Origin of the sequence: Agrobacterium sp. P15N1-A (assembly GCF_044626815.1) — a bacterium.
Classification (GTDB): domain Bacteria; phylum Pseudomonadota; class Alphaproteobacteria; order Rhizobiales; family Rhizobiaceae; genus Agrobacterium; species Agrobacterium leguminum.
In genome coordinates this window covers 1,453,037-1,476,842 of record NZ_JBIUPF010000001.1, presented here as the reverse complement: position 1 = coordinate 1,476,842, position 23,806 = coordinate 1,453,037, and the positions used below count along the sequence as shown (strand labels likewise).

Genomic DNA, 23,806 nt, shown 5'->3' with positions numbered 1-23,806 from the left:
GCCATCGCCGCCAAGCCGTTTGACGGCCGCAAAACGACCGTTCGCGCCATTAAACGCCGATAAGCAGAATGAAGAGGAGCAGCCAGGTCGCCTGCGGCTCCGCCCGCAGAGTGCCGGCTGACGCGCCGGGTTTCGGGAAAGAGGGCGATGCCGCGCGAAATGCGCAACGAGAGGAGAGTGCCTTGAGTGTGACGGAGCAAAAATTCGGCCTTTACGATGCGGCATTTGAAAAAAGCAGCTGTGGCGTCGGTTTCATCACCCGCAAGGACGGCGTGCAGACGCATGATGTGCTGAAGCGCGGCCACGAGGCTCTCTGTGCCGTGCCGCATCGCGGCGGCATGTCGGCGGAAGGTGTCGGCGATGGTGCCGGCGTGTCGCTGGATTTGTCGCTCTCCTTCTTTCGGGAATTGACCGGTGAGGACGGCTTGCAGGCCGGTCGGTTCGGCGTCGGCAATTTTTTCCTGCCGCAAAATCCGGCTTTCCACGGCGAAGCGGTCGGTATCATCGCAAACGCTCTCAAAGAGCAGGGCTTTGCAATCCTGCTCGTGCGCGATGTGCCGGTGAGTGACGCGGCCATCCGTCCCGCCGCCATCCCTTACCAGTTGCCGATCCGCCAATGGGTCTTTTCTGCTCCGGCCGAATGCGCAACCCTCGCCGAATTTGACTGGCGCATCCACAAGGCGCTGCTCGCCATCGAGGCGCTGGCCTATACGGTGCCGGAACTCGCCGGCTTTTATCCGCTGTCGCTCAGCGCCCGCACGCAGGTTCTGAAAGGGCGTCTGAACTCTCATGAGGTCATGCCCTATTTCTGCGACCTCACCGATCCGCGCCATGAAGTGCATACGATGTATTTCCACACGCGGTTCTCCACCAATACCGATCCGCACCCTTCCATGGCGCAGCCCTTCCGCCTGATGGCGCATAATGGCGAACTCAATACCGACAAGAAGAACCGGCTGTCGGAAGCGGCCGTGGCGCTGGCGAAGAATGCCAGCATCATCCGCCCGAAGGGCCAGTCGGATAGCTGCCGTCTGGACCAGACCCTGCAGGCGCGGGTGATGGAAGACGGTCTCGACCTCGTCACCGCCGTGGTCTCGATGATGCCGCCGGCCTGGGAAAACGACGATACCCTGTCATCCGACGTCAAGGCGATGCTGGAATATTTCTCGCTCTATGAAGAGAAGAATGACGGCCCGGCCGCGCTGATCTTCGGCGAAGGCACCATCATCGGCGCGCGGCTCGATCGCCTCGGCCTGCGCCCGTTGCGCACCGTCGAGACGGAAGATTATCTCTGCGTCATGTCGGAAGCCGGGCAGATCGCGTTTCCGGCGGAAAGCGTCATCCGCCGCGGTCGCATCGAGGCGGGCGGCATGCTTTATTACGACCATGCAGAACGCCGCGCCTTTTCCACCGTCGAGGCGCTGGAGCTTCTCGCCTCACGCCGCGATTATTCATCCCTGCTGCGCGAAGCCCGTGTCATGCTGGAGGATCTGCCGGAAGTGCCGGCGGAAAAGCAGGGCTCGCCGCTGCGTTACAATGGCGATCTGGAACGGCACCAGCGTTACGTCGCCTATTCGCATAATCAGGAAAGCTTCAAGTTCCTGATGGACCCCATGCTGGCCTCCGGCGCTGAAAAGATTTCGGCGATGGGATATGGCAATGCCATCAACGCGCTTTCCGATCAGGAAGGCGGGGTCGCGAAATATTTCTCACAGCGCTTCGCGCAGGTCACCAATCCGCCGCTCGACAGTATTCGTGAGGCAGACGGCATGACGTTGCGTGTCGCCCTCGGTGCGAAGCCGAACAGCGGTGCGAAGAAGGCCCGCCAGATCGTCGTGCGCTCTCCGATCCTGACCCATCTCGATATGTTGCGCATCCGTGAACAGTCGGAGACTCCCCTTCGCCGTTTCGAAATGCTCTATTCGCCGGTCTTCGATGTTGCGGAGGCCAACGAAACCGCGCTGCGGCAGGCAATCGATGGTCTCTGCGATGAAGTTGTGGCTTTTGCGGCTGAGGAAGGCGGCATCGCCATCATCACCGACCGGCACGTTTCGGCAAACCGTGCGGCCTTGCCGATGATCATGGTCGTCTCCGCCATCAATCAGCGGCTGATCGAGGAAGGTTTGCGGCTGCGCGTGTCGCTGATCGTTGAAAGCGGGCAATTCTCCTCTTCGCATCACATAGCAGCAAGCCTCGGCTTCGGCGCTTCGGCCGCCTATCCGCTCGGCGTGCAGTTTCGCGCCGAGGAGAAATTCGGTGCCGATGCCGACAAGGCCTTCAAGCGTTTTGCCAAGGCGGCTGAAAAGTCGCTGATGAAGACGATGGGCAAGGTGGGCCTGTGTACGGCGGAAAGCTACATCGGCGGCGAGTTCTTCGAACCGAATTTCCTCGATACAGACGATGCGGTGCTGAAGCGCTATTTCCCCAACGTGAAGACCCCGGTCGGCGGCGTCAACTTCGCCGTCATCGCGCAGGCCGTGGCGGACTGGCACCGCAAGGCGCTGTCCGTGAAGGGCGAAAACGACATACCCCTGCTCGGTCTCTTCAAGGAGCGTGCGGAAGGCGCCGGCCATTCCTATGGCACGACGGCGGTACGCGGTTTCGTGGATATGACGGAGGAAAAGATCGGTTTCGACAAGGGAACCGAAAACGAGGAGGCGCTACGCCTGCTGCCGCTTAACCGGCTGGAGGATGCCTTCGGTCTCAACGATGCGGCCTATTACCACAACAGTTTCGACCGGCTGACGCTTGACGCTATCGACAGATTCGAGGTAACGCCCGGTTACCGCGCCTTCGCACGCATGATGGCGGAAGAAAGGGCGCGCCGCCCGGCCGCCCTGCGCGATGTTCTGGAATTGCCGGCCGACGTGACTTTCGCCGGTTCCGCAGAAGAATTCCGCCGGGAAATGGGCCGGTTTTCCCGGCAGGGCAATAATAACTTCATGGTGCGCGGGTTGCTCTGCGAAGAGGCGGGCGAAGGCGCCTTCCGGCTGCAGTTGACCGGCCCGCACGGTCATGAGCTTGCCCGGCTTGCCGCACTCGGCCAATCACTGCTCGACCGTTTCGGCGCGGATATTCCCGGCCATTGGCTGGAAGGCGGCGCGCTCATGGTTCAGGCGAAGGGCGAAGCCTCCGCCTATCTCTCGCTTATCCGCACTGCACCGGAAAGCATTCCGCTCGACGCCGTGCAGAAGGCGAGCGAGATCACCAAAACCCTCGCATCGGGCGCCATGAGCCATGGCGCGCTCGTCGCCGCCGCCCATGAGGCGGTTGCCCATGGCACCAATATGGTCGGCGGCATGTCGAATTCGGGTGAAGGCGGCGAGCATATTTCCCGTTATGGCACTATCCGCGCCTCGCGCATCAAGCAGTTCGCCTCCGGCCGCTTCGGCGTCTGGGCCGGTTATCTTGCCGATCCGATGCTGGAGGAAATCGAGATCAAGATCGGCCAGGGTGCAAAGCCGGGAGAGGGCGGGCAGTTGCCGTCTCCCAAGGTGACGGTGGAAATCGCCGCCGCACGCGGCGGCACGCCGGGCGTCGAGCTTGTCTCACCGCCGCCGCATCACGATACCTATTCAATCGAGGATCTGGCCCAGCTCATCCATGACGCCAAGGCGGCGCGCGTGCGCGTCATCGTCAAGCTGGTCTCGTCGGAAGGCATTGGCACGATTGCGGTCGGCGTCGCCAAGGCGGGGGCGGATGTCATCAATGTCGCCGGCAATACCGGCGGCACGGGTGCGGCGGCCGTCACCAGCCTCAAATATACCGGCCGCGCGGCGGAAATCGGTATCGCGGAAGTGCATCAGGCGCTCTGCGCCACCGGCCTGCGCGCCAAGGTGCTGCTGCGCTGCTCCGGCGCGCACCAGACGGCGAGCGACGTGGTGAAATCGGCGCTGCTCGGCGGCGACAGTTTCGAATTCGGCACGACGGCGCTCATGATGCTGAAATGCGTCATGGCGAAGAACTGCAACATCAAGTGCCCTGCTGGGCTCACCACCAATCAGGAAGCCTTTAACGGCGATCCCCGCGCGCTGGCGCAATATCTCATGAACATCGCCCATGAAACGCGCGAGATTCTGGCCGCACTCGGGCTGCGCTCGCTGCGGGAAGCACGCGGCCGTTCCGATCTTCTTCACCTCCTCGATCATCCGGCAAGCGTCGGACAGCTTGACCTCCGGGCAATGCTTGCCGTGGTCGAAGAGGTGAAGATCGATAGCCCCGTCTATATGGAAAAGGATTTTGCGCTGGACGACGCCTTCATTGAACTCGTGCGCTCTGCTTTGATCGACAGCAAGCGGGAAAACATCGAGCTTGGCGGCAATCGTTTCCTCAACAATTGCAACAAGAGCGTTGGCGGCCAGCTCGCCGTCGATATCGAACGCATGCTGAACCATGAACTTTCCGATGAAGAGGCGGATGCGCTGCCAGCGGTGAAGCGGGACAGCCGTGGCCGCCGCTTCCTGGAGGCGGGTTCGGTGCGCATCGATACGTCAGGTTCCGCCGGGCAGTCTTTCGGCGCTTTCTGCAATGACGGCATGGTCATGGTCCATACCGGCACCTGCAATGACGGCGTCGGCAAAAGCGCCTGCGGCGGCACCATCGTCGTGCGCTCCCCCGGCGGCGGCTCGGAAGAGGCGGGCGGCAATGTGCTCGTTGGCAACTTTGCACTGTTCGGCGCCACCGGCGGTCGGACCTTCGTGGAAGGGCAGGCGGGTGACCGTTTCGCGGTGCGTAACTCCGGCGCCACCGCCGTGGTCGAAGGCGTGGGGGATTTCGCCTGCGAATATATGACCAACGGCGCGGTGCTGAACCTTGGCAGCTTCGGCAAGGGTTTCGGCAACGGCATGAGCGGCGGCTTCGTCTACCAGTATGATCCATACGGCGATCTGTCGAAGAAAGTCAGCCATGATTCCATCCTGCTCGGTTCAGTCACCGGTGAGGATGAACAGGCCGCCATTCATAATCAGGCCATCCACCAGCTTCTGACCTGGCATGTCGCAGAGACCGGCTCGGCCAAGGCGGCATGGCTTCTGGAAAACTGGGAAAGTGAACAGCACAACTTCGTTTACGGCATGCCACGCGCCCTGCTGCTTTATCAGGATAGCGATGAGATTCTGAAGGCGAAGCCCCGCAAGGAACTGCTGGAGGAACTGGCATCCGCGCTTGCCGCTCATCAACTGCGCAAGTTCAAGCTCGCTTATCGTGACCGCAAGGCCGTCCTGAACGGAACGGTGCCGGGTTATGGCGAGACGGATACGGAGGAAATGTATGCGCTGCTCAACAATTATACCGTGTTGAGCATGGCGCAGGCCATCGCCATGCAGCGGGTGCCGATGGCGTCAGGTCCTTCCGACCCGGCCATTGAAAAAGCCGTGCGCAATCTCATCCTCACGGAAGAATATGCGCTGATGCAGCGGCTGCTGAAATATGCCCGCGAGGCGCTTTCAGACCATGGCGATGAACAGCTTGCGGTGATGATCGCCGCCAAGCGTCTCGACGATTACAAGCAGGCGCTGGCGCGCAGGAACATCTGGTCGGTGGACAGCCCCGGCACCTATGGCTGGATCATCCAGCAGAACCGGAAAAACATCGAGAAGATCGGCCGCCTGCCGGGCTTCGAGGAGCTTTTCGCGGCCCGCGCCATTCCCGACCTCGCCACCGCATCCAGCCACAGGGCAGCATGATGAAGATACCTTATATTCCTGAAGACGCGCCCTTCAACGGTGATCAGCGCGCATGGCTTTCCGGTTTTCTGGCAGGGCTCCATTCCCGTGCTGCCATCGGCCTGGAGACATCGGTTGCCGCCGCTGCTCCCAGGGCGGCGGCCAGTGTGCTGAACATTCTCTTCGGCACCCAGACCGGCAATGCCGAGGCGCTGGCGATGGATATCGCCGCCGCTGCCCGCGCGCAGGGCATGCAGCCGGTGGTGACGGCACTGGACGATGTCTCGATGGATGGTCTCGGCGCCATGAAACGGGTCATCGTTGTCACCTCGACCTATGGCGAAGGTGAAATGCCCGACAATGCCCAACTTTTCTGGGAAGCACTCGCCGCGGACAGCGCGCCGCGTCTGGACGAGATGAATTTTGCCGTGCTCGCGCTCGGCGATACCGGCTATGACGGCTTCTGCCAGGCGGGCAAGCTTATCGATACGCGGTTCGAACAACTCGGCGGCAAGCGCATGAAGACGCGTATCGACTGCGATATCGACTTCGAGGACGTCGCCGCCGCATGGATCGGCGAGACCCTGCCGCTCGCGCTTGCTGTCGATGGCGGCAGCGCGGCATCTGTCACCATGTCCGACATTGCCGAGCCGCCCGTGCGGGCAAAGCAGGGCTGGAGCCGCAAAAATCCCTATTCGGCTGAGGTAAGCGTCAATCGTCGCCTTTCCGGTCCAGGCTCGTCCAAGGAAATTCGTCACTACGAATTCGATCTCGGCGAAAGTGGCCTCGACTATGAGGCGGGTGACGCTCTTGGCGTCGTGCCCCTGAACGATCCGAAACTGGTCGGCGCGCTGCTGGAACACTTCGGAGCAGCTGCGGACAGCCAAATCGCCGGGCTGGACCGGCCGGTCGGCGATGCGCTTCACAACATGTTCGAGATATCGACGCCTTCGCGCGAACTCGTCGCCGAAATCGGCAAGCGGGCGGGGCATGACGAACTCAGCCACATTCTCGCAAACGGAGACAGGGAGCAGCTGGCCGCCTTTCTCTGGAGCAAGGATATTCTCGACCTCATCAATCTCGGCGGAAAGCCGCTATTCGATATTGCTGAATTCGTGACATTCTTGAAGCCGCTGCAACATCGCGCCTATTCCATCTCCTCCAGCCCGCTGGTTGCGAAAAACAGCGTGCATCTGACCATCGCCAGCGTGCGTTATCGCGCCGAGGGCCGTGAGCGTGGCGGCGTATGCTCCACCTATCTCGCCGACCGGGTGGAGGCGGGCTCGAACGCCGGAATTTTCGTCTCGCCGAACAAGGCGTTTCGTGTGCCGCAGGACAATGATGCGCCTGTTATCATGGTGGGACCGGGCACTGGCATCGCGCCCTTCCGGGCATTTTTGCAGGAACGGCAAGCACGAGGCGCAAAGGGCAAAAACTGGCTGTTTTTCGGCGACCAGCACCGGCAGTCGGATTTCATCTATGAAAACGAGCTTGGCGACATGAGCCGCGATGGCGTGTTGACCCGCCTCGACCTCGCTTTCTCGCGGGATCAGGCGGAGAAGATTTATGTCCAGACCCGCATGCGGCAGAACGGCAAGGCGCTCTATCAATGGCTTGAAGAGGGCGGATATTTCTACGTCTGCGGCGACGCGACCCGCATGGCGAAGGATGTCGATGATGCCCTGCACGGTATCGTCAGCGATGAGGCCGGCATCTCCGCCGAAGCGGCGAGCGAGTACGTGAACCGGCTGAAGCGCGAAAAACGTTATCTGCGTGACGTCTATTAAACGCAACCGATAAAGGGACCGCCGCCGTTGTACCGATTGTTCAGCAATTGGTGCAGGCGGTCTCGGCGTCGCGTTGCTTGAAGAAATACTCCCGGCCGATCGTGATCGACTTCACCCCGGACGAGGCAATGTCGGGCATGAACATCAGCAATTCATGCGGGATGGAAAGTTCGACGTGGATGAGAAAGCTGTTTTCCACGAGCAGGCGCGTCGGAACGGCGACCGGTGCCCCCACCGCATAAGGTCTGAGATTCTTCTCATCCCAGGACCAGGTGATTTTCGCCTGTTTTTGCGCATCGATCTTGATGCCGCTGATCTTCAGCTGCAGACCCTTGGTGCTGTAGGGCGCAAACACGGCGGCTGCGACATCCTGCATGCCGGCGAGATAGGTTTTATCGACGGAACCTGTTTTCGATATCAGATCATTGATGGAGGCTGCGGCGGTGCTTGCCCGCTTGTAGGTGTTGTACCCGATCGTCAATTCGAAAGAGGTCAGATAAAGCGCAAGCAATATCGGAAAGAGGATCGCGAACTCCACCGCGCCCACGCCACGGCGATCTTTGGCAAAGCGTGAAACGAGCGCCATCAGGCGTCGTTTGCCGTTTGCCGCAACGGACACCAGCCCTGCCATCATGAGCCCCCGCCTGTGATGTATTTCTCGTTCATGAACGCATTTGTCGCGACGATGAGGAAATGTGAGGGCATCGATCCATCGGCCGGACGTATTTTGGTCAGGTATGGCCGGATGATATCGGCAACCACACGCCAGCGATAATAGACACGCAACATGTTGATGGTTTCCGGCCCGCCCGGTTTGAAGCCGAATTGAGCCGTATCGAGATCGTAATATTCGCCATAGGCCTTCAGCGGAATCGTAGTCGGAATATCCTTGAAGGCGGTAAAGGAACGAAGGTCGATATAGAGCTTCTGTTCTTTTTGGATTTCATCCGCTGAGCAGGTGATCATCACCGAAACTTCATTGCAGAAGCTCTTGCGGAAATCCTCTTTCGAAATCGAGCTGCTGATCTGGCCGGTGCGCAGACGCCGCGCCATGTTCTCGGTGGCATTGGCGACGACCTGTTCCGCCATCAGGGCGATGAAGGTCTCGATGATCGCAAAGACCACGAGGAAATAGGGGATCGCGAGTATCGCGAATTCGATAGCTGCTGTCCCGTCGCGCGAGACTCCGAATTTTTCCAGCAATGGCTTCAGTCTGGCCAGTCGCATGAGGTGGTGTCTATCTCTAAGAATATGCGGCAAGCGCAACCGTTGAATTTGTTGCGGACCATAACCACCCCGATGTTTAGATTCTATTACTTCGATAAATTATACTTTAGTGATTTCCGAATTTGGTACGTGCCAAAATAAAAAGCCCGGCTCAGGGCCGGGCTTTCTTGAAAGCGGATGAGGCGGAGGCTTAATCAGCATCGGCCCTGGCGAGGACCTCCAGCGTGGGCGTGGAGGTGATGTTATAACCGCAGTCCACATAATGGCATTCGCCGGTCACGCCGCGCGACAGATTGGACAGCAGGTAAAGCGCGGATCCGCCGATATCGTCGATATCCGCGGTCCGCCGAAGCGGTGCGTTTTTCTGGTTCCATGCGTAGATCGCCCGCGCATCCGAGATGCCGGCGCCCGCCAGCGTGCGGACCGGGCCGGCCGAAATGGCGTTGACGCGAATATCGCGCGGGCCGTAATCGGCCGCGAGATAGCGTACGGACGCCTCGAGGGCCGCCTTGGCGACGCCCATGACGTTGTAGTTCGGAATGACGCGCTGCGAACCATTATAGGTCAGCGTCAGCATGGAGCCGCCATTGGTCATCAGTTCTGCGGCGCGCTTGGCGATTTCCGTGAAGGAGAAACAGGAAATGACCATGGTGCGGCTGAAATTCTCGCGCGTCGTGTCGGCGTAGAGACCTTTCAGCTCGTTCTTGTCGGAAAAGCCGATGGCGTGAACGATGAAATCCAGCGAGCCCCATTTTTCGCGGATCGTCGCGAACAGGGCGTCGACCGAGGCGATATCCTCGACATCGCATGGTACGATGAAATCGGATCCGAGTTCGGCGGCGAGCGGTTTCACACGCTTGCCGAGCGCTTCACCCTGATAGGTGAAGGCCAGTTCCGCGCCCTGTGCCGCGAGCGCCTTGGAGATACCCCAGGCGATGGAATGATTGTTTGCGACGCCCATGATGAGGCCGCGTTTACCCTGCATGATGCCGTTCATGGGCAATTATCCGTTATGACGCTGGAAGACGAGCGTGGCGTTGGTGCCGCCGAAGCCGAAGGAGTTGGAAAGGATGGTGTCGATCCTGGCGTTGTCGATGCGGCTGCGAACGATCGGAACGCCCGCAAATTCGGGATCGAGCTCGGAAATATGCGCGCTTTCGCCGATGAAGCGTTCCTGCATCATCAACAGGCCGTAGATCGATTCCTGCACGCCGGCCGCACCCAGAGAATGGCCGGTGAGCGACTTGGTCGACTGGATATGCGGGATCTTGTCGCCGAAGACTTCCCGGATCGCGCCGATTTCCTTGCTGTCGCCAACCGGCGTCGAGGTGCCGTGGGTATTGATGTAGTCGATATCGCCCTTTACGGTGGAAAGCGCCTGCCGCATGCAGCGGATCGCGCCTTCGCCCGATGGAGCCACCATGTCGTAACCGTCCGAGGTCGCGCCGTAACCGACGATCTCGGCGTAAATCTTGGCGCCGCGCGCCTTTGCATGTTCCAGCTCTTCGAGAACCAGCACGCCCGCACCGCCGGCAATCACGAAACCGTCGCGGTTGACGTCATAGGCGCGCGAGGCGACGCTCGGCGTCTCGTTATATTTGGACGACATGGCGCCCATGGCGTCGAAGAGGTTGGACATGGACCAGTCGAGATCCTCATGGCCGCCCGCGAACATCACGTCCTGCTTGCCCCACTGGATCATTTCGGCGGCGTTGCCGATACAATGCGCCGAGGTGGAGCAGGCCGACGAGATGGAATAGTTGACGCCATGGATCTTGAACCAGGTGGCAAGCGTCGCGGAGGCGGTGGAGGACATGGCCTTCGGCACGGCAAAGGGGCCGATGCGCTTCGGGCTGTTGTTCTTCAGCGTAATATCGGCTGCCTCGACGATGGTGCGGGTGGAAGGACCGCCCGAACCCATGATGATGCCGGTGCGCTCATTGCCGCTGATATCGCTCTCTTCGAGACCGGAATCGGCGATCGCCTGCTTCATGGCGACATGGTTCCACGCGCCGCCCTGCGACAGGAAGCGCATGGCGCGGCGGTCGACCAGATCGGTCGGGTCGAGAGACGGTTTGCCCCAGACCTGGCATTTGAAACCGTGTTCGGCAAAATCCGGCGAAAATGAAATGCCGGATTTGGCATTGCGCAGCGATGCGGCGACTTCAGCGGCATCACCGCCGATGGAAGAAACAATACCGAGGCCGGTGACAACAACTCGTCTCATGAAAGGGACCTTTTCTTAAGATTTCGGCTGGACGACCGAAGTCGCCCGGCGTTTGTCAGGACTATTCCGTCTGCCTCAGGCAGCCTTTTCCTTCGACAGGCCTACGCGCAGGTCCGTCGCCTGATAAATGGTTTCGCCGTCCGCCTTGAGCCAGCCGTCGGCGGTTCCAAGCACCAGACGGCCGCGCATCACGCGCTTGAAATCAATACCATATTGAAGGAGCTTCGTGTGAGGGCGAACCATGCCCTTGAACTTCACTTCGCCGGTGGAAAGCGCCATGCCGCGACCTTCTTCGCCCAGCCAGCCGAGGAAGAAACCCGTCAGCTGCCACATGCCGTCAAGGCCGAGGCACCCCGGCATGATCGGGTTGCCCTGGAAGTGGCAGGGGAAATACCAGTCGTCGGGGCTGACATCGTATTCGGCGCGGATGAAACCCTTGTCGAAGGCGCCGCCGGTTTCGGAAATTTCGGTAATGCGATGGACCATGAGCATGGGGGGCAATGGGAGCTGTGCATTTCCCGGGCCGAACAATTCGCCGCGACCGCAGGACAGGATCTCCTCGTAATTGTAACTTGATTGCCTCGTTGCCATACCGCTTTCACTTCCCCAGTTACTGGTGTTGATCGACTTCACTAGAGCAAGTTAGGTTCAAAATGAAGCGCTGCAAGGGCAGAAGCCGCTCCGCCCCCATTCTTTGTCTTCGAACCTTCTTCCCAGAAGTCATTACCTCAATATGCCGTCCGCATACAGGAACCGTACGGCTGGAACCAGAGGAAATTTGCAGGAATGGCCGGTTTGCCGCCATTTGCCGCGCCTAAGCCACGCCGAAACTATTGAAAGCACTCGCCGCAAAAGATATATGCTAATGCAATTGGTAAGTTTCATACCTCTGTTTGGAATGGGATTGCATGGCATTTGACGCCACATTGGATATCGGGACGAGGTTGCGGCGCTCGGGGTTGCGCCCCACGCGACAGCGTGTGGCTTTGGGCGATCTGCTTTTCGCAAAGGGCGATCGCCATCTGACGGTCGAGGAACTGCACGATGAGGCGGTCACCGCTGGCGTGCCCGTTTCTCTCGCCACGGTCTACAATACGCTGCACCAGTTCACCGAAGCCGGCCTCATCCGCGTTCTCGCCGTGGAAGGCGCCCGCACCTATTTCGACACCAACGTCTCGGATCACCACCACTTCTTCGTGGAGGGCGAGAACGAGGTTCTCGATATTCCCGTCAACAACCTCCAGATCGACAATTTGCCGGAAGCGCCCGAGGGCATGGAAATCGCCCATGTGGACGTGGTCATCCGCCTTCGCCGCAAGCGCGGATGAGGCTTCAGTCCGACAACAGACATGAAAATGGCGCCCACGGGCGCCATTTCTGTTTTCGGCGGTCATTTCCATATGTCACTTCATGACATCTTCCGGCCGTCTGCCGGGCTTTGCCTTGTAGGGCGGAAAAGTCCAGCCGAAGACCAGAGCACCGGATCGGACGGCAAAGGCCGTCAGGACACCTGCGGCTGATGCGGCATAAAGCGGTGCGCCGAGGAAATAGACGACAATGAAGGTGGAGGAGCCCAAAAGCGCGCAGGTGATGTAGATTTCCGGCCGCAGCAGCACGGAAGGTTCGCCGGCGAGAATATCGCGCAGCACGCCACCGAATGTCGCCGTCAAAACGCCGGTGACGATGGCGACGGTTGCGGAGCCGCTTGCGGCAAGCCCCTTGGCTGCTCCCATGACGCAATAAGCGGAGAGGCCGAGTGCATCGAGCCAGATCAGTACGCGGTAACGGGATTCGAACAGATGCGCGGTGAAGAACAGCAGCACCGCGACCGAGACGCAGACGAGGATATAGGTCGGGTTCACCACCCAGAATACCGGCGTCCTGCCAAGCACCAGATCGCGCACCGTGCCGCCGCCAATGCCGGTTGCGGCCGCGAAAAACAGGAAGCCGATCAGGTCGAGCTGCTTGCGTGAGGCGGCGAGCGCGCCGGTTGCGGCAAAGATGGCGACCCCGGCATAATCGAGAAAACCCAGAAGCGTCATGAAAAGGTTCCCCCCGGAAACACGGGCTGCGAACACGTCAGTGTCGCGCAAGCACTAAACTCTAGGCTGGCCGCCCGGATGATCGCAACATCCATAACCGAAACGGATGCAAAGGAAAATGCCGTGCGAATCGCTCTCGTTGCCGCTCTTCAGGCGCTGGTTCTCTTGATGTTTCCGGTGGCGCTCTCGGCGCAGCAGCAGCTGGTGAATGATCCCGAGATCTACGAGAAGGACCATTTCCGCAACGAGTGCAAGGTGGCGGCCTTCGGCGACGATTTCGTCACGCGGCTGGATATCAACAATGACGGGCTGATGGACGCCGTCGTCAATCACGGCGTTCTTGATTGTGATGGCGAAAAGGGCCGCAGCTGTGATGACGAGGGATGCCCCTATAATTTCTATGTCCAGGTGAAGGAGGGCGGTTATCTGATGATCGCGACGGCTCGGATTTACGACTATGATTTCATCAAGCGCTTCGGCAACATGGTTTTCGTGCTGAAGATGCATCCGCGTTATTGCGAGCGTACCGACAAGGAACCCTGCCTGATGACGGTGCGGGTGCGCGGCACGAAATTCGTCACCATCTCGCGAAAGTGACGGCGACGATTTTCAGGGCGTAATCCGCCGGATTTTGACCCTTTGATTATAGCGCTGGCGAAGCGAGCGCGGAATGATGAAGGTGGCGATGGCGACGGCGAAAACCGTGGCCGCAACCACCCAAAGGGCATTCGATTGCAGCGTGGCGGCGAGAACGGCGCCGCAGATCGCGCCGCATATCATGCCCAGCCAGGGCACGATCTGAATGCCCCAGTCGAGGCTTCGTTCGCCGAGAAGAAAACGACCGATGCCGCGGCCGAAGCGGGAAAGCGCGCCGGTCACATAGGTAAGCCCGATTGGCAGTCCCTCTATGTGCTCAACGGCGGCGTTGACCATGCCCATGGCGAAAACGACGAGATAAAATTGCGCAAGAGCGGAAGTCTCGCCGCCGAGCAGCGCGGCAATTGTTACCAGCAATCCCACCGCCATCAGAACGGCGAAGATGCGCCGGTCGAACTTATGCGCCACCACGATGCCGCCTGCATTGCCCGCCACGAAGGCAACGATTGCGAAAAGCAGTTTCGCGGCGTGGGAATAGAGGCCAGCCTCCATCGAGACTGCGGCGCGCGTGGTGTTGCCGGTCATGAAGGACACGAAGTCGCCTGAAATATGCAGGCCCACCGCATCCGTCATGCCCGCGATGAAGGAAATGGCGGCAACCAGCGCAATTCCGGTTCCGGTTCGCCTTGCCCTGATGATACTGCGGCGTCTTTGTCTGGTCATGGAAAAGCTCGACATGGAAAAACGACGGGCCTGTGCGCGGGGCCGTGTTATCCTATGTCTAGAATGCCGGGCGGTGTATTTGCAATCTTTCTGGAGGCCTTTGGAAGCTTCTATTTTGTCTAGACAAATATAAATTCCCTGCCTACCATGCCTCAAATAAAGCGATAAACAACATCGCACAAAAATAAATCAAAAGGGGTTCAGATCATGAAGAAAACATGGGTTCTCACCACAGTCGCCGCGCTGTTGTCATCCGCTTCCGCTTATGCCGAGACGTCGGTGACGATTGGCATGTCCGGCTGGACCGGTTTTGCACCGCTGACGCTCGCCAAACAGGCTGGCATTTTCGAAAAGAACGGCCTGAAGGTCGATATCAAGAAAATACCGCAGGCGAGCCGCCATCTGGCCCTTGCTTCCGGTGACATCCAGTGCGCCGCCACCACGGTGGAAACATGGATCGCGTGGAATGCCAATGGCGTGAAATCCACCCAGATTTTCCAGATGGACAAGTCGCATGGCGCTGATGGCATTGCGGTGCGCAGTGATGTCGCCAAGGTCGCGGACCTGAAAGGCAAGACGGTTGCCGCTTCCGCGCCGGGCACCTCCCCTTATTTCTTCCTTGCCTGGATCCTCAAGGAAAACGGCCTCACTCTGAAGGACGTCAAGGTCGTCAACCTCGAGCCGGGACCGGCCGCTCAGGCATTCGTTGCCGGTCAAAATGATGCCGCCATGACCTATGAGCCCTATCTGTCCACCGTCCGCGCCGCCCCCGACAAGGGCAAAATCCTCGCCACGACGCTGGATTATCCCGCCGTCATGGATACGTTCGGTTGCACCCCGGATTTCCTGAAGGCCAATCCGCAGGCGGCGAAAGCCCTGGCGGACAGCTATTTTCAGGCCCTCGAGCTCATCAAGGCCGATCCCGAAAAGTCCTATGCGACGATGGGGGCGGATGTGAAGCAGACCGGCGAGGCCTTTGCCGCTTCGGCAAAGTTCCTCGAATGGCAGGACAAGGCCGCCAACCAGAAGTTCTTCGAGGGTGAATTCAAGACATTCTCGGAAAAATCTGCGGACCTGCTGCTGGAAATCGGCGTGATAAAGTCGAAACCCGATCTTTCGACCCTCGCGGATACGTCCTTCATCAAGTAACAGAAAAGGCGGCCGCATTCCCTGCAGGGAATATTGCAGCCAAAACAGGTGAGTGCGTCGATTGTGCGTCACGAAACGCGCACGGCGTTCTGATGGCGCGGCGAAGGTGCCGCGCCGGTTTTCCGGACAGGCGACAGATGCAACCTCTTCAACCCATAAGGAACAGCACGAGAATTGCTCTCGGCATCCTGTTCTTCGTGCTGTTTTTTTCTGCCTGGGGCTTTGCCACGCTGGGCGGTTTCGTCTCGCCGACCTTTCTGGCCGACCCCATCACCATGCTGAAGGACGGCATCTATCTGCTGACCGATCAGGGTTTTGCCAGCGATATCGGCATGACGATCTGGCGCGTGGTGGGCGGTTTCGTGCTGGCATCGCTCGTTGCCGTGCCGGTCGGCATCGCCATGGGGGCCTATAAGCCCATCGAGGCGCTGCTGGAGCCCTTCGTCTCCTTCGCGCGCTATCTGCCGGCTTCCGCCTTCGTGCCGCTCCTCATTCTCTGGGCCGGCATCGGCGAGATGCAGAAGCTGCTGGTGATCTTCATCGGCGCGGTGTTCCAGATCATCCTGATGGTGGCCGTGGCTGTCGCCGGCACAAGACGGGATCTGGTGGAGGCCGCCTACACGCTTGGTGCGAAGGACCGGGGCGTCGTGCGCCGGGTTCTCATTCCCGCCAATGCGCCGGATATTGCGGAAATCCTCCGTCTCGTTCTCGGTTGGGCCTGGACCTATGTCATTGTCGCGGAACTGATCGGCGCCTCCTCGGGCATCGGCTATATGATCATCAACAGCCAGGCGCTTATGGCGACCGGGCAGATCATCTTCGGCATCATCGTCATCGGCATTATCGGTCTTATTTCGGACTTCGCGTTCAAGTCGCTGAACCGGAAGCTTTTCGCCTGGAGGCTTGCCTGATGAGCGAACTCGTTATCAAGGGCGTCAGCCGCACTTTTCCGGGTGTGCAGGGCGGGCAGCCGACGCTGGCCTTGCAGCCCACCGATCTGGAAATCCCCCGCAATGATTTCGTCACCATCCTCGGCCCGTCGGGATGCGGAAAATCGACCTTGCTGCGCATCATCGCCGGTCTCGACCGCCCAACGACGGGCGAAGTGCTGCTGTCCGGCAAGGCGGTGACGGGGCCGGGGGCGGATCGCGGCATGGTGTTCCAGTCCTATACCCTGTTTCCCTGGCTGACGATCCGCGAAAACGTCGCCTTCGGCCTGCGCGAACGCGGGGTGGCCGAGAAGGAAAAATGGGAGATCGTCGACAGCTATATCGACAAGGTCGGCCTGCGCGGTTTCGAGAACCATTGGCCGAAACAACTGTCCGGCGGCATGCAGCAGAGAACGGCCATTGCCCGCGCCCTGGCGAACGGCCCGAAAATCCTGCTGCTCGACGAACCTTTCGGCGCTCTCGATAACCAGACGCGCGGGTTGATGCAGGAACTGCTGCTCGGTATCTGGGAGCGCGAGCAGAAGACGGTCATTTTCGTCACCCATGACATCGAGGAGGCGGTCTTCATGGCGTCGCGCGTGGTGACCATGTCGGCAAGGCCGGGTCGCATCAAGTCGATCACGCCGGTCGACCTGCCGCATCCGCGTCACTATACCGTCAAGGCCAGCCCGGAATTTTCCGAACTGCGCGCCAAGCTTACGGAGGAAATCCGCAGCGAGGCGATTGCTGCCGCTGCCCATGGATAGTTGATCCGGCAAAGGGGAGGATAAAAGTATCGGGATGAGGAGCACAGGCGCCGATCTTCAGGAAAAATCGCTGCACGAGCGCATCCGCAATGATGTCGAGCGCCACATCATGTCGGGCGAATGGCCGCCGGGTTATCGTATTCCCTTCGAACACGAGATGACCCGGCAATATGCCTGTTCGCGCATGACGGTGAACAAGGCTCTCAGCGAACTGGTGCAGCGCGGACTTATCGAAAGACGCCGCCGTCTCGGCACCTTCGTTCGCCAGCCCCATGCGCAATCCGCCGTTCTGGAAATCCACGATATCGAGCGGGAGGTGCAGGCGCTGGGTCTGGTCTATGGTTACCGTCTCGACAAACGACGGCTGCGCCCTGCGGGGGAAGAAGACGGCGCGGCCATGGCGCTTGCCGCCGACGCCCCGGTGCTGGAACTCACCTGCACGCACTTCGCCGGCGGCGTTCCCTTTTGCCTTGAGGAGCGCATCATCAATGTCACCGCCGTTCCGGAGGCGGAGGCCGCGGATTTTTCACAGATCGGGCCGGGGACATGGCTGCTGAAAATGGTGCCCTGGAGCGCTGCCGAACATCGCATCAGCGCCGTTTCCGCCGACCGTAAAAATGCGGCGGCGCTCGGTATTGCTTCCGGTGCTGCCTGTCTGGTCATCGATCGGCGGACCTGGCATGGGGCGGATTATATCACCCGTGTCCGTGTCACCTATCCCGGTGACCGTCATGCCCTCGTTGCGCAGTTTTCGCCCTCGCAGAGCAGCTGAAGGCCTTTGATCGGTCAATTTTTTGTAAAGAAGAGTTTACGGGTCGTCTTTTGACAATATAATAGTTGTCAAAAGAACTCAGGTTTATTATCGGAACGTCAAGCTTTCACGACGGTATCCGTTCATGACCCCGGTTTTCAGGAACCGGTCAATCTGCGGATGAGTTCATCGACGGAAATCCGGGATAAAAATTATGTCAGCTGAGACCTCAACTTCTTCCGTATCCTTCAACAAGGCAAACACGACAAGGCATCTCTCCCTTGCCATGACTGTCACCTTGCTGGCCGGCCTGAGTGCTGGCTTGAGTGCCGGCGCGGTTTTCGCTCAGACGGCATCGGAAACCCAGATACAGCCCGCACCGCAAACGGAAGCGGTTCAGCCGGTCGCTCCTGCGACACCGAGCGCTCCGGCGGCCGCGCCGGTCCAGCCTTCCGCGACTGCACCGGAACAACCGGCCGCCACCGCACCCTCGCAGCCTCAGTCAACTCAGCCCGCACCGGTCCAGCCTGCGCCCGCTCAGCCCGCGACGGATACCGCACCGGGCGCCGAAGGCCTGGCGCCGCGGCCGACGCAGGCCGAGCAACCCGCACAGACGGGCCAGACGACCGCGCCGAACGAAGCCGCGACCCCGATAGAGCCTGTCAGCACCGAGCCCGCGAGTGCTGAACATCGTGCGGATATCCCGCACAACCTTTCTCCCTGGGGCATGTTCATGGCGGCCGACTGGGTCGTAAAGGGTGTCATGATCGGCCTTGCCTTCGCATCTCTGGTCACGTGGACGGTCTGGGTTGCGAAGTCTATCGAGCTTGCAGGTGCGCGGGTGCGCGCCGGCGCGACGCTCAAGGTCATTCGCAGGGCAAAAACCCTGACCGAGGCTACCGAGGCCGTCGAAAAGAAGGGCGGGCCGGCAGCACTGATGCTGCGCATGGCAACCCACGAAATGCAGCTTTCCGATGCGGTGGTCGAACACACGGATGGCGGCGGTATCAAGGAGCGTGTCTCTTCGGCGCTGTCGCGTATCGAAACCCATGCGGGTCGCCGCATGTCGCGCGGGACCGGTGTTCTTGCGACCATCGGTTCCACCGCTCCCTTCGTCGGTCTGTTCGGCACCGTCTGGGGCATCATGAACTCCTTCATCAGCATTTCGGAATCGCAGACGACCAACCTTGCCGTCGTCGCGCCGGGCATTGCCGAAGCGCTGCTCGCCACCGCCATCGGCCTTGTCGCCGCCATTCCGGCCGTGGTGATCTACAACGTCTTTGCCCGCTCCATCACCGGTTACCGCCATCTGCTGGCGGATGCCGCAGCCGGTGTGGAACGCCTCGTCAGCCGCGATCTCGATTTCCGCCGTATTCCGCCGGGCAGCACCAGTAAGCCCGCAGTATCGCTGGTTGGACGGTGATCGGCCATGGCTGGCGGTATTCGCGAAAATAGCGGAGACGATCTCTCCGAAAACCACGAGATCAATGTTACGCCCTTCATCGACGTGATGCTGGTTCTGCTCATCATCTTCATGGTGGCGGCACCGCTCGCCACCGTCGACGTGAATGTCGATCTGCCCGCATCCACCGCAAAGCCGGCGGAACGCCCGGAGGAGCCGCTTTATCTGACGGTCAAGGACGATCTCTCGCTCAATCTCGGTAATGATGCGGTTGCCCGCGAAGCATTGGCGGCCGCCATCGACCGGCAGACGGGCGGCAAGAAGGATACGCGCATCTTCCTGCGGGCCGACAAGGCGGTCGATTACGGCCACTTCATGGAAATCATGAACCTGCTGAGAGATGCCGGTTATCTGAAGATCGCCCTTGTAGGATTGGAAAACGCGGCTGCCGCATCGCAGCCCGCTGCCGCTGGCCAACCCGCAGCGCCGGGAACCGCGCCATGACTGAAAACGGCTACCCGCAGGCCCGGCATTCCCGTATCGGGGAAGTGACGCTGTGGTCCGCCGCGGCGCTGCTCATGCTGGGCGTTCACGCCGGTTTTGCCTATTATCTCATGCAGGAGCCCGAGGAGCTGGATGCCGGCGGGCCGCCGCCTGCCGCTATCATGATCGAAATGGCGGCAATCCCGGAAGCCGTCAAGACCGAAGAAACGACCCCGGCGCAGGATGTCGAAGACGCCGAAGAGGTGAAGAGCGACAGCAGCGAACCGGTGGAGGAAGCCGCCCCGGAAGAGCCGCCGCCACCGGAGCCGGTTGCGGAAACGCCGCCGCCGCCGCCAGAGCCGGTGCAGCCGCCCGAACCGCCGGTCGAGGAGATCGTCGAACCGCAGGAAATTCCCGAACCCGTGGAGCCGGTCGATCCCGTTCAGGAGCAGATGATGGCGGAACTCGAAAATGTCGAGGTTCCTCTGCCCGTCATGCGTCCTCCGCCGCCGCCCGTCGAAAAGAAGGTGGAAAAGAAAGAGCCGGAAGAGAAAAAGAAGGTCGAGCGCCAGCGTCCCAAACCGCAGCAGGCATCGGAACTGCGCGAAACGGCGAAGGCTGAAGCCCAGCAGTCCGACCGGACCGCGGCATCGCGCAGCAATGCCGGCTCCTTCTCATCCTCGTCCATGTCAAATGCCGATTGGGGTGCGAAAGTGCGCTCGGCGATGCAGCGGCGACTGGTGCGTTCGGCTGGAAAATCGGGAATGACCATTACGGTTTCATTCAAGATAGACAGCGGCGGTTCCGTCGGCGGTGCGAGGATTATTTCATCCACCGGTGACTCGGCGATGGATCAGAAGCTTCTGGCCGTCATACAAAGAGCGTCCGTCTCGCCGCCGCCGCCAGGCGCAAATACGAGTTTTACGCTGCCGATTCTTTTCAAGTAGGGTGAAGCAGCCCGACCGCATAGGGCCATCCCGACTCTGGAGAGGATGGGATGCCCGATTTATTTTCCATGTTGATTTGCAGCGACCGTATACCGCAAAGTAGGACCGATCCGTCCCATCGCATGCAAGCCAACAGGAATCACGAAAATCATGAAATTCTCAATCGCAGAGGCGGAGGATCTCGTATCCTCTATCTTTGAGCGCAACGGCGTTCTGCCGCAAAACGCCCGTTCGGTGGCAAAGGCGCTCGTCGCCTCCGAGGCGGCCGGCCAAGGTGGTCACGGCTTTCGCCGCATCCCCGTTTATGTCCGGCAGGCGCGGGTTGGAAAGGTCGATGGCAAGGCGCGTCCGGTGACGACCCGCGTGAAGCCGGGCGTGCTCTCGGTCGACGCCAATCACGGCTATGCCTATCCGGCGATTGATCGCGCCCTTGAGGAATTGCCGGACATGGTCCGGCAGCAGGGCATTGCGCTTGCAGCGATCCATCGCTCCCATCATGCGGGTGTCATGGCGCTAACCGTCGAGCGCCTCGCCGAAATGGGTTTTGTCGCGCTCATGTTCGCCAACGCCCCGGCATCCATGGCCCCCTGGGGCGGCAGCAAACCGCTTTATGGAACCAATCCAATCGCTTTCGCTACCCCCGTCAGCGGCGCCGATCCGCTGGTCATCGATCTCGCGCTCTCCAAGGTCGCGCGCGGAAAGATCATGGCGGCCCGCCAGAAGGGTGAAACCATCCCCGGCGACTGGGCGCTCGACCGAAACGGCCGGCCGACAACCGATCCCGAAGAGGCCATAGAGGGAACCATGGTGCCCGCAGGTGAGGCCAAGGGCGCTGCGCTGGCTTTGATGGTGGAGATCATGGCCGCTGCGATTACCGGCGGAAACTTCGCATTCGAGGCATCTTCCCTTCTCGACGACAAGGGGGCGCCACCGTCTCTCGGCCACACGATCATCGCCATAGACCCCGTATCCTCGGGTGGCGCGACCTTTACCGAGCGGCTGGCGCTCATCGCCGGCGAGATAGAAAAGCAGGAAAATGTGCGTCTGCCCGGCCGCCGCAGCCAGGGGATTCGCAGGCAGGCGCTGGAAAGCGGCATCGTGATCGAAAGCGATATTCTGGCCGAAATTCAATCGCTCTGATGCGACAATAAAAACCCGGCGGGTCGATTATGACCCGCCGGGCAAACCGTAAAGCGCTGCTTTGCATTTGCGTCGATAGGGCCGGACATCATGTCCAGCCCGCTTTTTGGTCCGCCATCCCGCCATTGATATGGAAGGATTTTGACGCAGAAAGTCGCTCATTCGGTTTTCAGCTTACGGCAGGGGACGTCTCTCGTAAGCTTGGATGGATCAGGTGGCGATTATGCGTCCTGCTCAATCAGGCCGCGCAGCAGGGCGATGCTGACGGCATTCAGCAGATTGGCCGCACCCAGCCTGTGGCGCACCCTTTCCAGGGTTTCCTTCACGTCCGCTTCGTCCGCGCCGGTTATCAAGGCGACGTGGGACGGATGCTTGCCCCGCGCGACCAGCCCCAGATAATGCCGCTCACGCTCCGAAAGGATAATTTCACGCGTCTGGCGATGTTCATGCGGCGTATTTGAAGACATTTTCTTTCAGCCTTAAAAGAGATTGGCCTTCCCGGGGCGCGATCAGTCAATGATTCATTCCCAGAAACCAGCTCGTTTACCGCTCTGTCTATACGCGAACAGAAACGCTAATTTCGCCAATAGGTTTCATCTGGCATTGGTAATTATGCAATAAAGGGCCGCTTTCGCAGCCAGCCGATCCGGCGCGGACGCTCTGTTCTGTGCATTGAAAGGAACTGCAACATCGATATTGCCAGAGACCCACAATCGGTCTGGCGTGAAATGCAGCTTCAAAGCTCTGGAATGTTTTCGTCACACCCGAAGGATATGCGGCGCTCTAATAGGCGATGTGCTTCACCGATAGAATAACATCGCGCGCCAAGTTTTTCGTTTTATTGTTATGTTTCGGCACATATTGCGATGAGCGCCGACATATTTCTCAAATCTAATGGGTCATTTCGAAATATTGATGCCGTCAACATGTATCATCCGGCGGAATGATGCGCGTGTTTCTTGCGAATGTCGGTCGGTGTCGCCCCGAACCAGCGGGAGACGGAACGCGAAAACGCACCGGGTGTCGAATAGCCAAGCCTGTAACTGATGTCGGATACCGGAAGATCGCTTTCCACGAGGAGTTTGAAACCGGCATTTTTGCGAATGGCATCCTTTATCTCGTTGAGATTGGTGCCGAGCTCTGCGAGCCGCCGTTGAAAACTCCGCTCCGACAGGTTGAAATAGGGAGCGATCTCGCCGAGCGAAAGCTCGGCATCCGACAGCCGCATCTGCATGTACCGCTTCACCTGGTCAATGAAATGGGTCGCGTCCGCCGATGTTTCCGGTCGCAACATGCGGCATTGCAGGTTCATCAGCTCGAACAGCCGCTCATCCGCATTCGGATTGACCACATCGAGAAGCGATACCGGAAGACGCATGGTATGGATGGGCTGGGAAAAACTGACGCGCCTGGTCATTCTTTCTTTAAATAGCTGAATATTATTCGGTTTCGGCCGCTCCAGACCGATCTCGATCTGGTTGATGCGATCTCCGAGAATATCACGGAGACGCTGTACCAGGACGGCGAGCGACAAATCCACATATTGATCGCGTTTGGCGATAACCGGCGCGAAGGACCATGACAGGGTTACCTGCGTGGCATCCGTTACCATGGTGAAATTGCTGTTATTGGTCGCGTAATAAACATGGTCCTGAAGAAAACGCAGGAATGCCCTTACCGTCGGTGCGCTGATCAGCCCATATCCGAACGCGCCGGATGCACCCGCTGGAAAGGTGGAGGCGCATTGCAGACCGAAGGCGTCGTCGCCGGAAATCAGTGCGCAGGTTTCGAGCAGGCGGGAAAATCTATCGAGGCTGATGCGTTCCGTCAGGCTGCTGAATGTGGCTGGATCAATGTCCAGAGCCTTGCAGATCGGCGCGATATCGATGCCCCGTGACCGGGCATAATTGCTGACGCCGGCAGCCAGACCGGCCACCACACTTATCTCGTCACTGACCCTCTTCTCGGGCAT

Annotated in this window: 21 protein-coding genes; 12 read left to right on the top strand and 9 right to left on the bottom strand. The window is 59.8% G+C overall.

Annotated features, from left to right (window positions below; all coding sequences use genetic code 11):
- Positions 1–182 precede the first annotated feature (182 nt).
- On the top strand, positions 183–5,684 hold the full coding sequence (locus tag ACIK7D_RS07450; protein WP_400155969.1) for a glutamate synthase-related protein: 5,502 nt from the start codon (positions 183–185) through the stop codon (positions 5,682–5,684).
- On the top strand, positions 5,681–7,450 hold the full coding sequence (locus ACIK7D_RS07445) for a sulfite reductase subunit alpha (RefSeq protein WP_400155968.1): 1,770 nt from the start codon (positions 5,681–5,683) through the stop codon (positions 7,448–7,450). Before ACIK7D_RS07450 ends, ACIK7D_RS07445 begins: the two co-directional genes overlap by 4 nt.
- 40 nt (positions 7,451–7,490) lie before the next feature.
- Here the strand turns inward: ACIK7D_RS07445 and ACIK7D_RS07440 are convergent, their stop codons facing one another.
- The 5 genes from ACIK7D_RS07440 to fabA form a co-directional block, all read right to left on the bottom strand.
- Positions 7,491–8,084: a TadE/TadG family type IV pilus assembly protein gene (locus tag ACIK7D_RS07440; protein WP_127756670.1), complete on the bottom strand. Its 594-nt coding sequence runs from the start codon at positions 8,082–8,084 to the stop codon at positions 7,491–7,493.
- On the bottom strand, positions 8,081–8,677 hold the full coding sequence (locus tag ACIK7D_RS07435; protein WP_003524373.1) for a TadE/TadG family type IV pilus assembly protein: 597 nt from the start codon (positions 8,675–8,677) through the stop codon (positions 8,081–8,083). Before ACIK7D_RS07435 ends, ACIK7D_RS07440 begins: the two co-directional genes overlap by 4 nt.
- Before the next feature lie 190 nt (positions 8,678–8,867).
- On the bottom strand, positions 8,868–9,674 hold the full coding sequence (fabI, locus tag ACIK7D_RS07430) for an enoyl-ACP reductase FabI (protein ID WP_003524375.1): 807 nt from the start codon (positions 9,672–9,674) through the stop codon (positions 8,868–8,870).
- A gap of 6 nt (positions 9,675–9,680) precedes the next feature.
- On the bottom strand, positions 9,681–10,904 hold the full coding sequence (gene fabB, locus ACIK7D_RS07425) for a beta-ketoacyl-ACP synthase I (protein WP_400155967.1): 1,224 nt from the start codon (positions 10,902–10,904) through the stop codon (positions 9,681–9,683).
- Positions 10,905–10,979: 75 nt separating this feature from the next.
- On the bottom strand, positions 10,980–11,495 hold the full coding sequence (gene fabA / locus ACIK7D_RS07420; protein WP_003507274.1) for a 3-hydroxyacyl-[acyl-carrier-protein] dehydratase FabA: 516 nt from the start codon (positions 11,493–11,495) through the stop codon (positions 10,980–10,982).
- A 317-nt stretch (positions 11,496–11,812) separates the two neighbouring features.
- On the opposite strand from fabA, the gene irrA reads away from it, so the two are divergent.
- A complete protein-coding gene (irrA, locus tag ACIK7D_RS07415) occupies positions 11,813–12,232 on the top strand; it encodes an iron response transcriptional regulator IrrA (protein WP_003507276.1) in 420 nt (139 codons plus the stop codon).
- Positions 12,233–12,307: 75 nt separating this feature from the next.
- On the opposite strand, the gene ACIK7D_RS07410 is transcribed toward irrA, so the two are convergent.
- Positions 12,308–12,946: a trimeric intracellular cation channel family protein gene (locus tag ACIK7D_RS07410; protein WP_080818366.1), complete on the bottom strand. Its 639-nt coding sequence runs from the start codon at positions 12,944–12,946 to the stop codon at positions 12,308–12,310.
- A gap of 78 nt (positions 12,947–13,024) precedes the next feature.
- Between ACIK7D_RS07410 and ACIK7D_RS07405 the strand changes: the two genes are divergently transcribed.
- Positions 13,025–13,543: a hypothetical protein gene (locus tag ACIK7D_RS07405; RefSeq protein WP_003524381.1), complete on the top strand. Its 519-nt coding sequence runs from the start codon at positions 13,025–13,027 to the stop codon at positions 13,541–13,543.
- A 12-nt stretch (positions 13,544–13,555) separates the two neighbouring features.
- Here ACIK7D_RS07405 and ACIK7D_RS07400 read toward each other — a convergent pair whose 3' ends face one another.
- Positions 13,556–14,266, bottom strand: a complete 711-nt coding sequence (locus ACIK7D_RS07400) for a YoaK family protein (RefSeq protein WP_003524382.1) — start codon at positions 14,264–14,266, stop codon at positions 13,556–13,558.
- 207 nt (positions 14,267–14,473) lie between these two features.
- Here ACIK7D_RS07400 and ACIK7D_RS07395 point away from each other — a divergent pair, with 207 nt between their 5' ends.
- From ACIK7D_RS07395 to ACIK7D_RS07360, 8 genes are all read left to right on the top strand, one after another.
- Positions 14,474–15,415 carry an ABC transporter substrate-binding protein gene (locus tag ACIK7D_RS07395; protein ID WP_400155966.1) on the top strand — a complete coding sequence of 314 codons (942 nt, stop codon included), beginning with the start codon at positions 14,474–14,476 and terminating at the stop codon, positions 15,413–15,415.
- 137 nt (positions 15,416–15,552) lie between these two features.
- A complete protein-coding gene (locus tag ACIK7D_RS07390; protein ID WP_020809179.1) occupies positions 15,553–16,326 on the top strand; it encodes an ABC transporter permease in 774 nt (257 codons plus the stop codon).
- Positions 16,326–17,111, top strand: a complete 786-nt coding sequence (locus tag ACIK7D_RS07385) for an ABC transporter ATP-binding protein (RefSeq protein ID WP_003524386.1) — start codon at positions 16,326–16,328, stop codon at positions 17,109–17,111. Before ACIK7D_RS07390 ends, ACIK7D_RS07385 begins: the two co-directional genes overlap by 1 nt.
- Positions 17,112–17,145: 34 nt before the next feature.
- Positions 17,146–17,883, top strand: coding sequence for a histidine utilization repressor (hutC, locus tag ACIK7D_RS07380; protein WP_127756673.1), 738 nt, complete (start codon positions 17,146–17,148; stop codon positions 17,881–17,883).
- A gap of 193 nt (positions 17,884–18,076) precedes the next feature.
- Positions 18,077–19,285: a tonB-system energizer ExbB gene (exbB, locus tag ACIK7D_RS07375; RefSeq protein WP_400155965.1), complete on the top strand. Its 1,209-nt coding sequence runs from the start codon at positions 18,077–18,079 to the stop codon at positions 19,283–19,285.
- 6 nt (positions 19,286–19,291) lie between these two features.
- Positions 19,292–19,768 carry a TonB system transport protein ExbD gene (gene exbD, locus ACIK7D_RS07370; RefSeq protein WP_080818355.1) on the top strand — a complete coding sequence of 159 codons (477 nt, stop codon included), beginning with the start codon at positions 19,292–19,294 and terminating at the stop codon, positions 19,766–19,768.
- On the top strand, positions 19,765–20,694 hold the full coding sequence (locus ACIK7D_RS07365) for an energy transducer TonB (protein WP_127756674.1): 930 nt from the start codon (positions 19,765–19,767) through the stop codon (positions 20,692–20,694). The genes exbD and ACIK7D_RS07365 overlap by 4 nt, the downstream gene beginning before the upstream one ends.
- Positions 20,695–20,844: 150 nt before the next feature.
- The gene (locus ACIK7D_RS07360; RefSeq protein WP_400155964.1) at positions 20,845–21,834 is read left to right on the top strand and encodes an Ldh family oxidoreductase; all 990 of its coding nucleotides are present in this window, start codon (positions 20,845–20,847) and stop codon (positions 21,832–21,834) included.
- Between the two features lie 221 nt (positions 21,835–22,055).
- Here ACIK7D_RS07360 and ACIK7D_RS07355 read toward each other — a convergent pair whose 3' ends face one another.
- Both ACIK7D_RS07355 and ACIK7D_RS07350 read right to left on the bottom strand, forming a co-directional pair.
- Positions 22,056–22,301, bottom strand: coding sequence for a LuxR C-terminal-related transcriptional regulator (locus tag ACIK7D_RS07355; protein ID WP_137004198.1), 246 nt, complete (start codon positions 22,299–22,301; stop codon positions 22,056–22,058).
- A 464-nt stretch (positions 22,302–22,765) separates the two neighbouring features.
- Positions 22,766–23,806: an AraC family transcriptional regulator gene (locus ACIK7D_RS07350; protein ID WP_003524402.1), complete on the bottom strand. Its 1,041-nt coding sequence runs from the start codon at positions 23,804–23,806 to the stop codon at positions 22,766–22,768.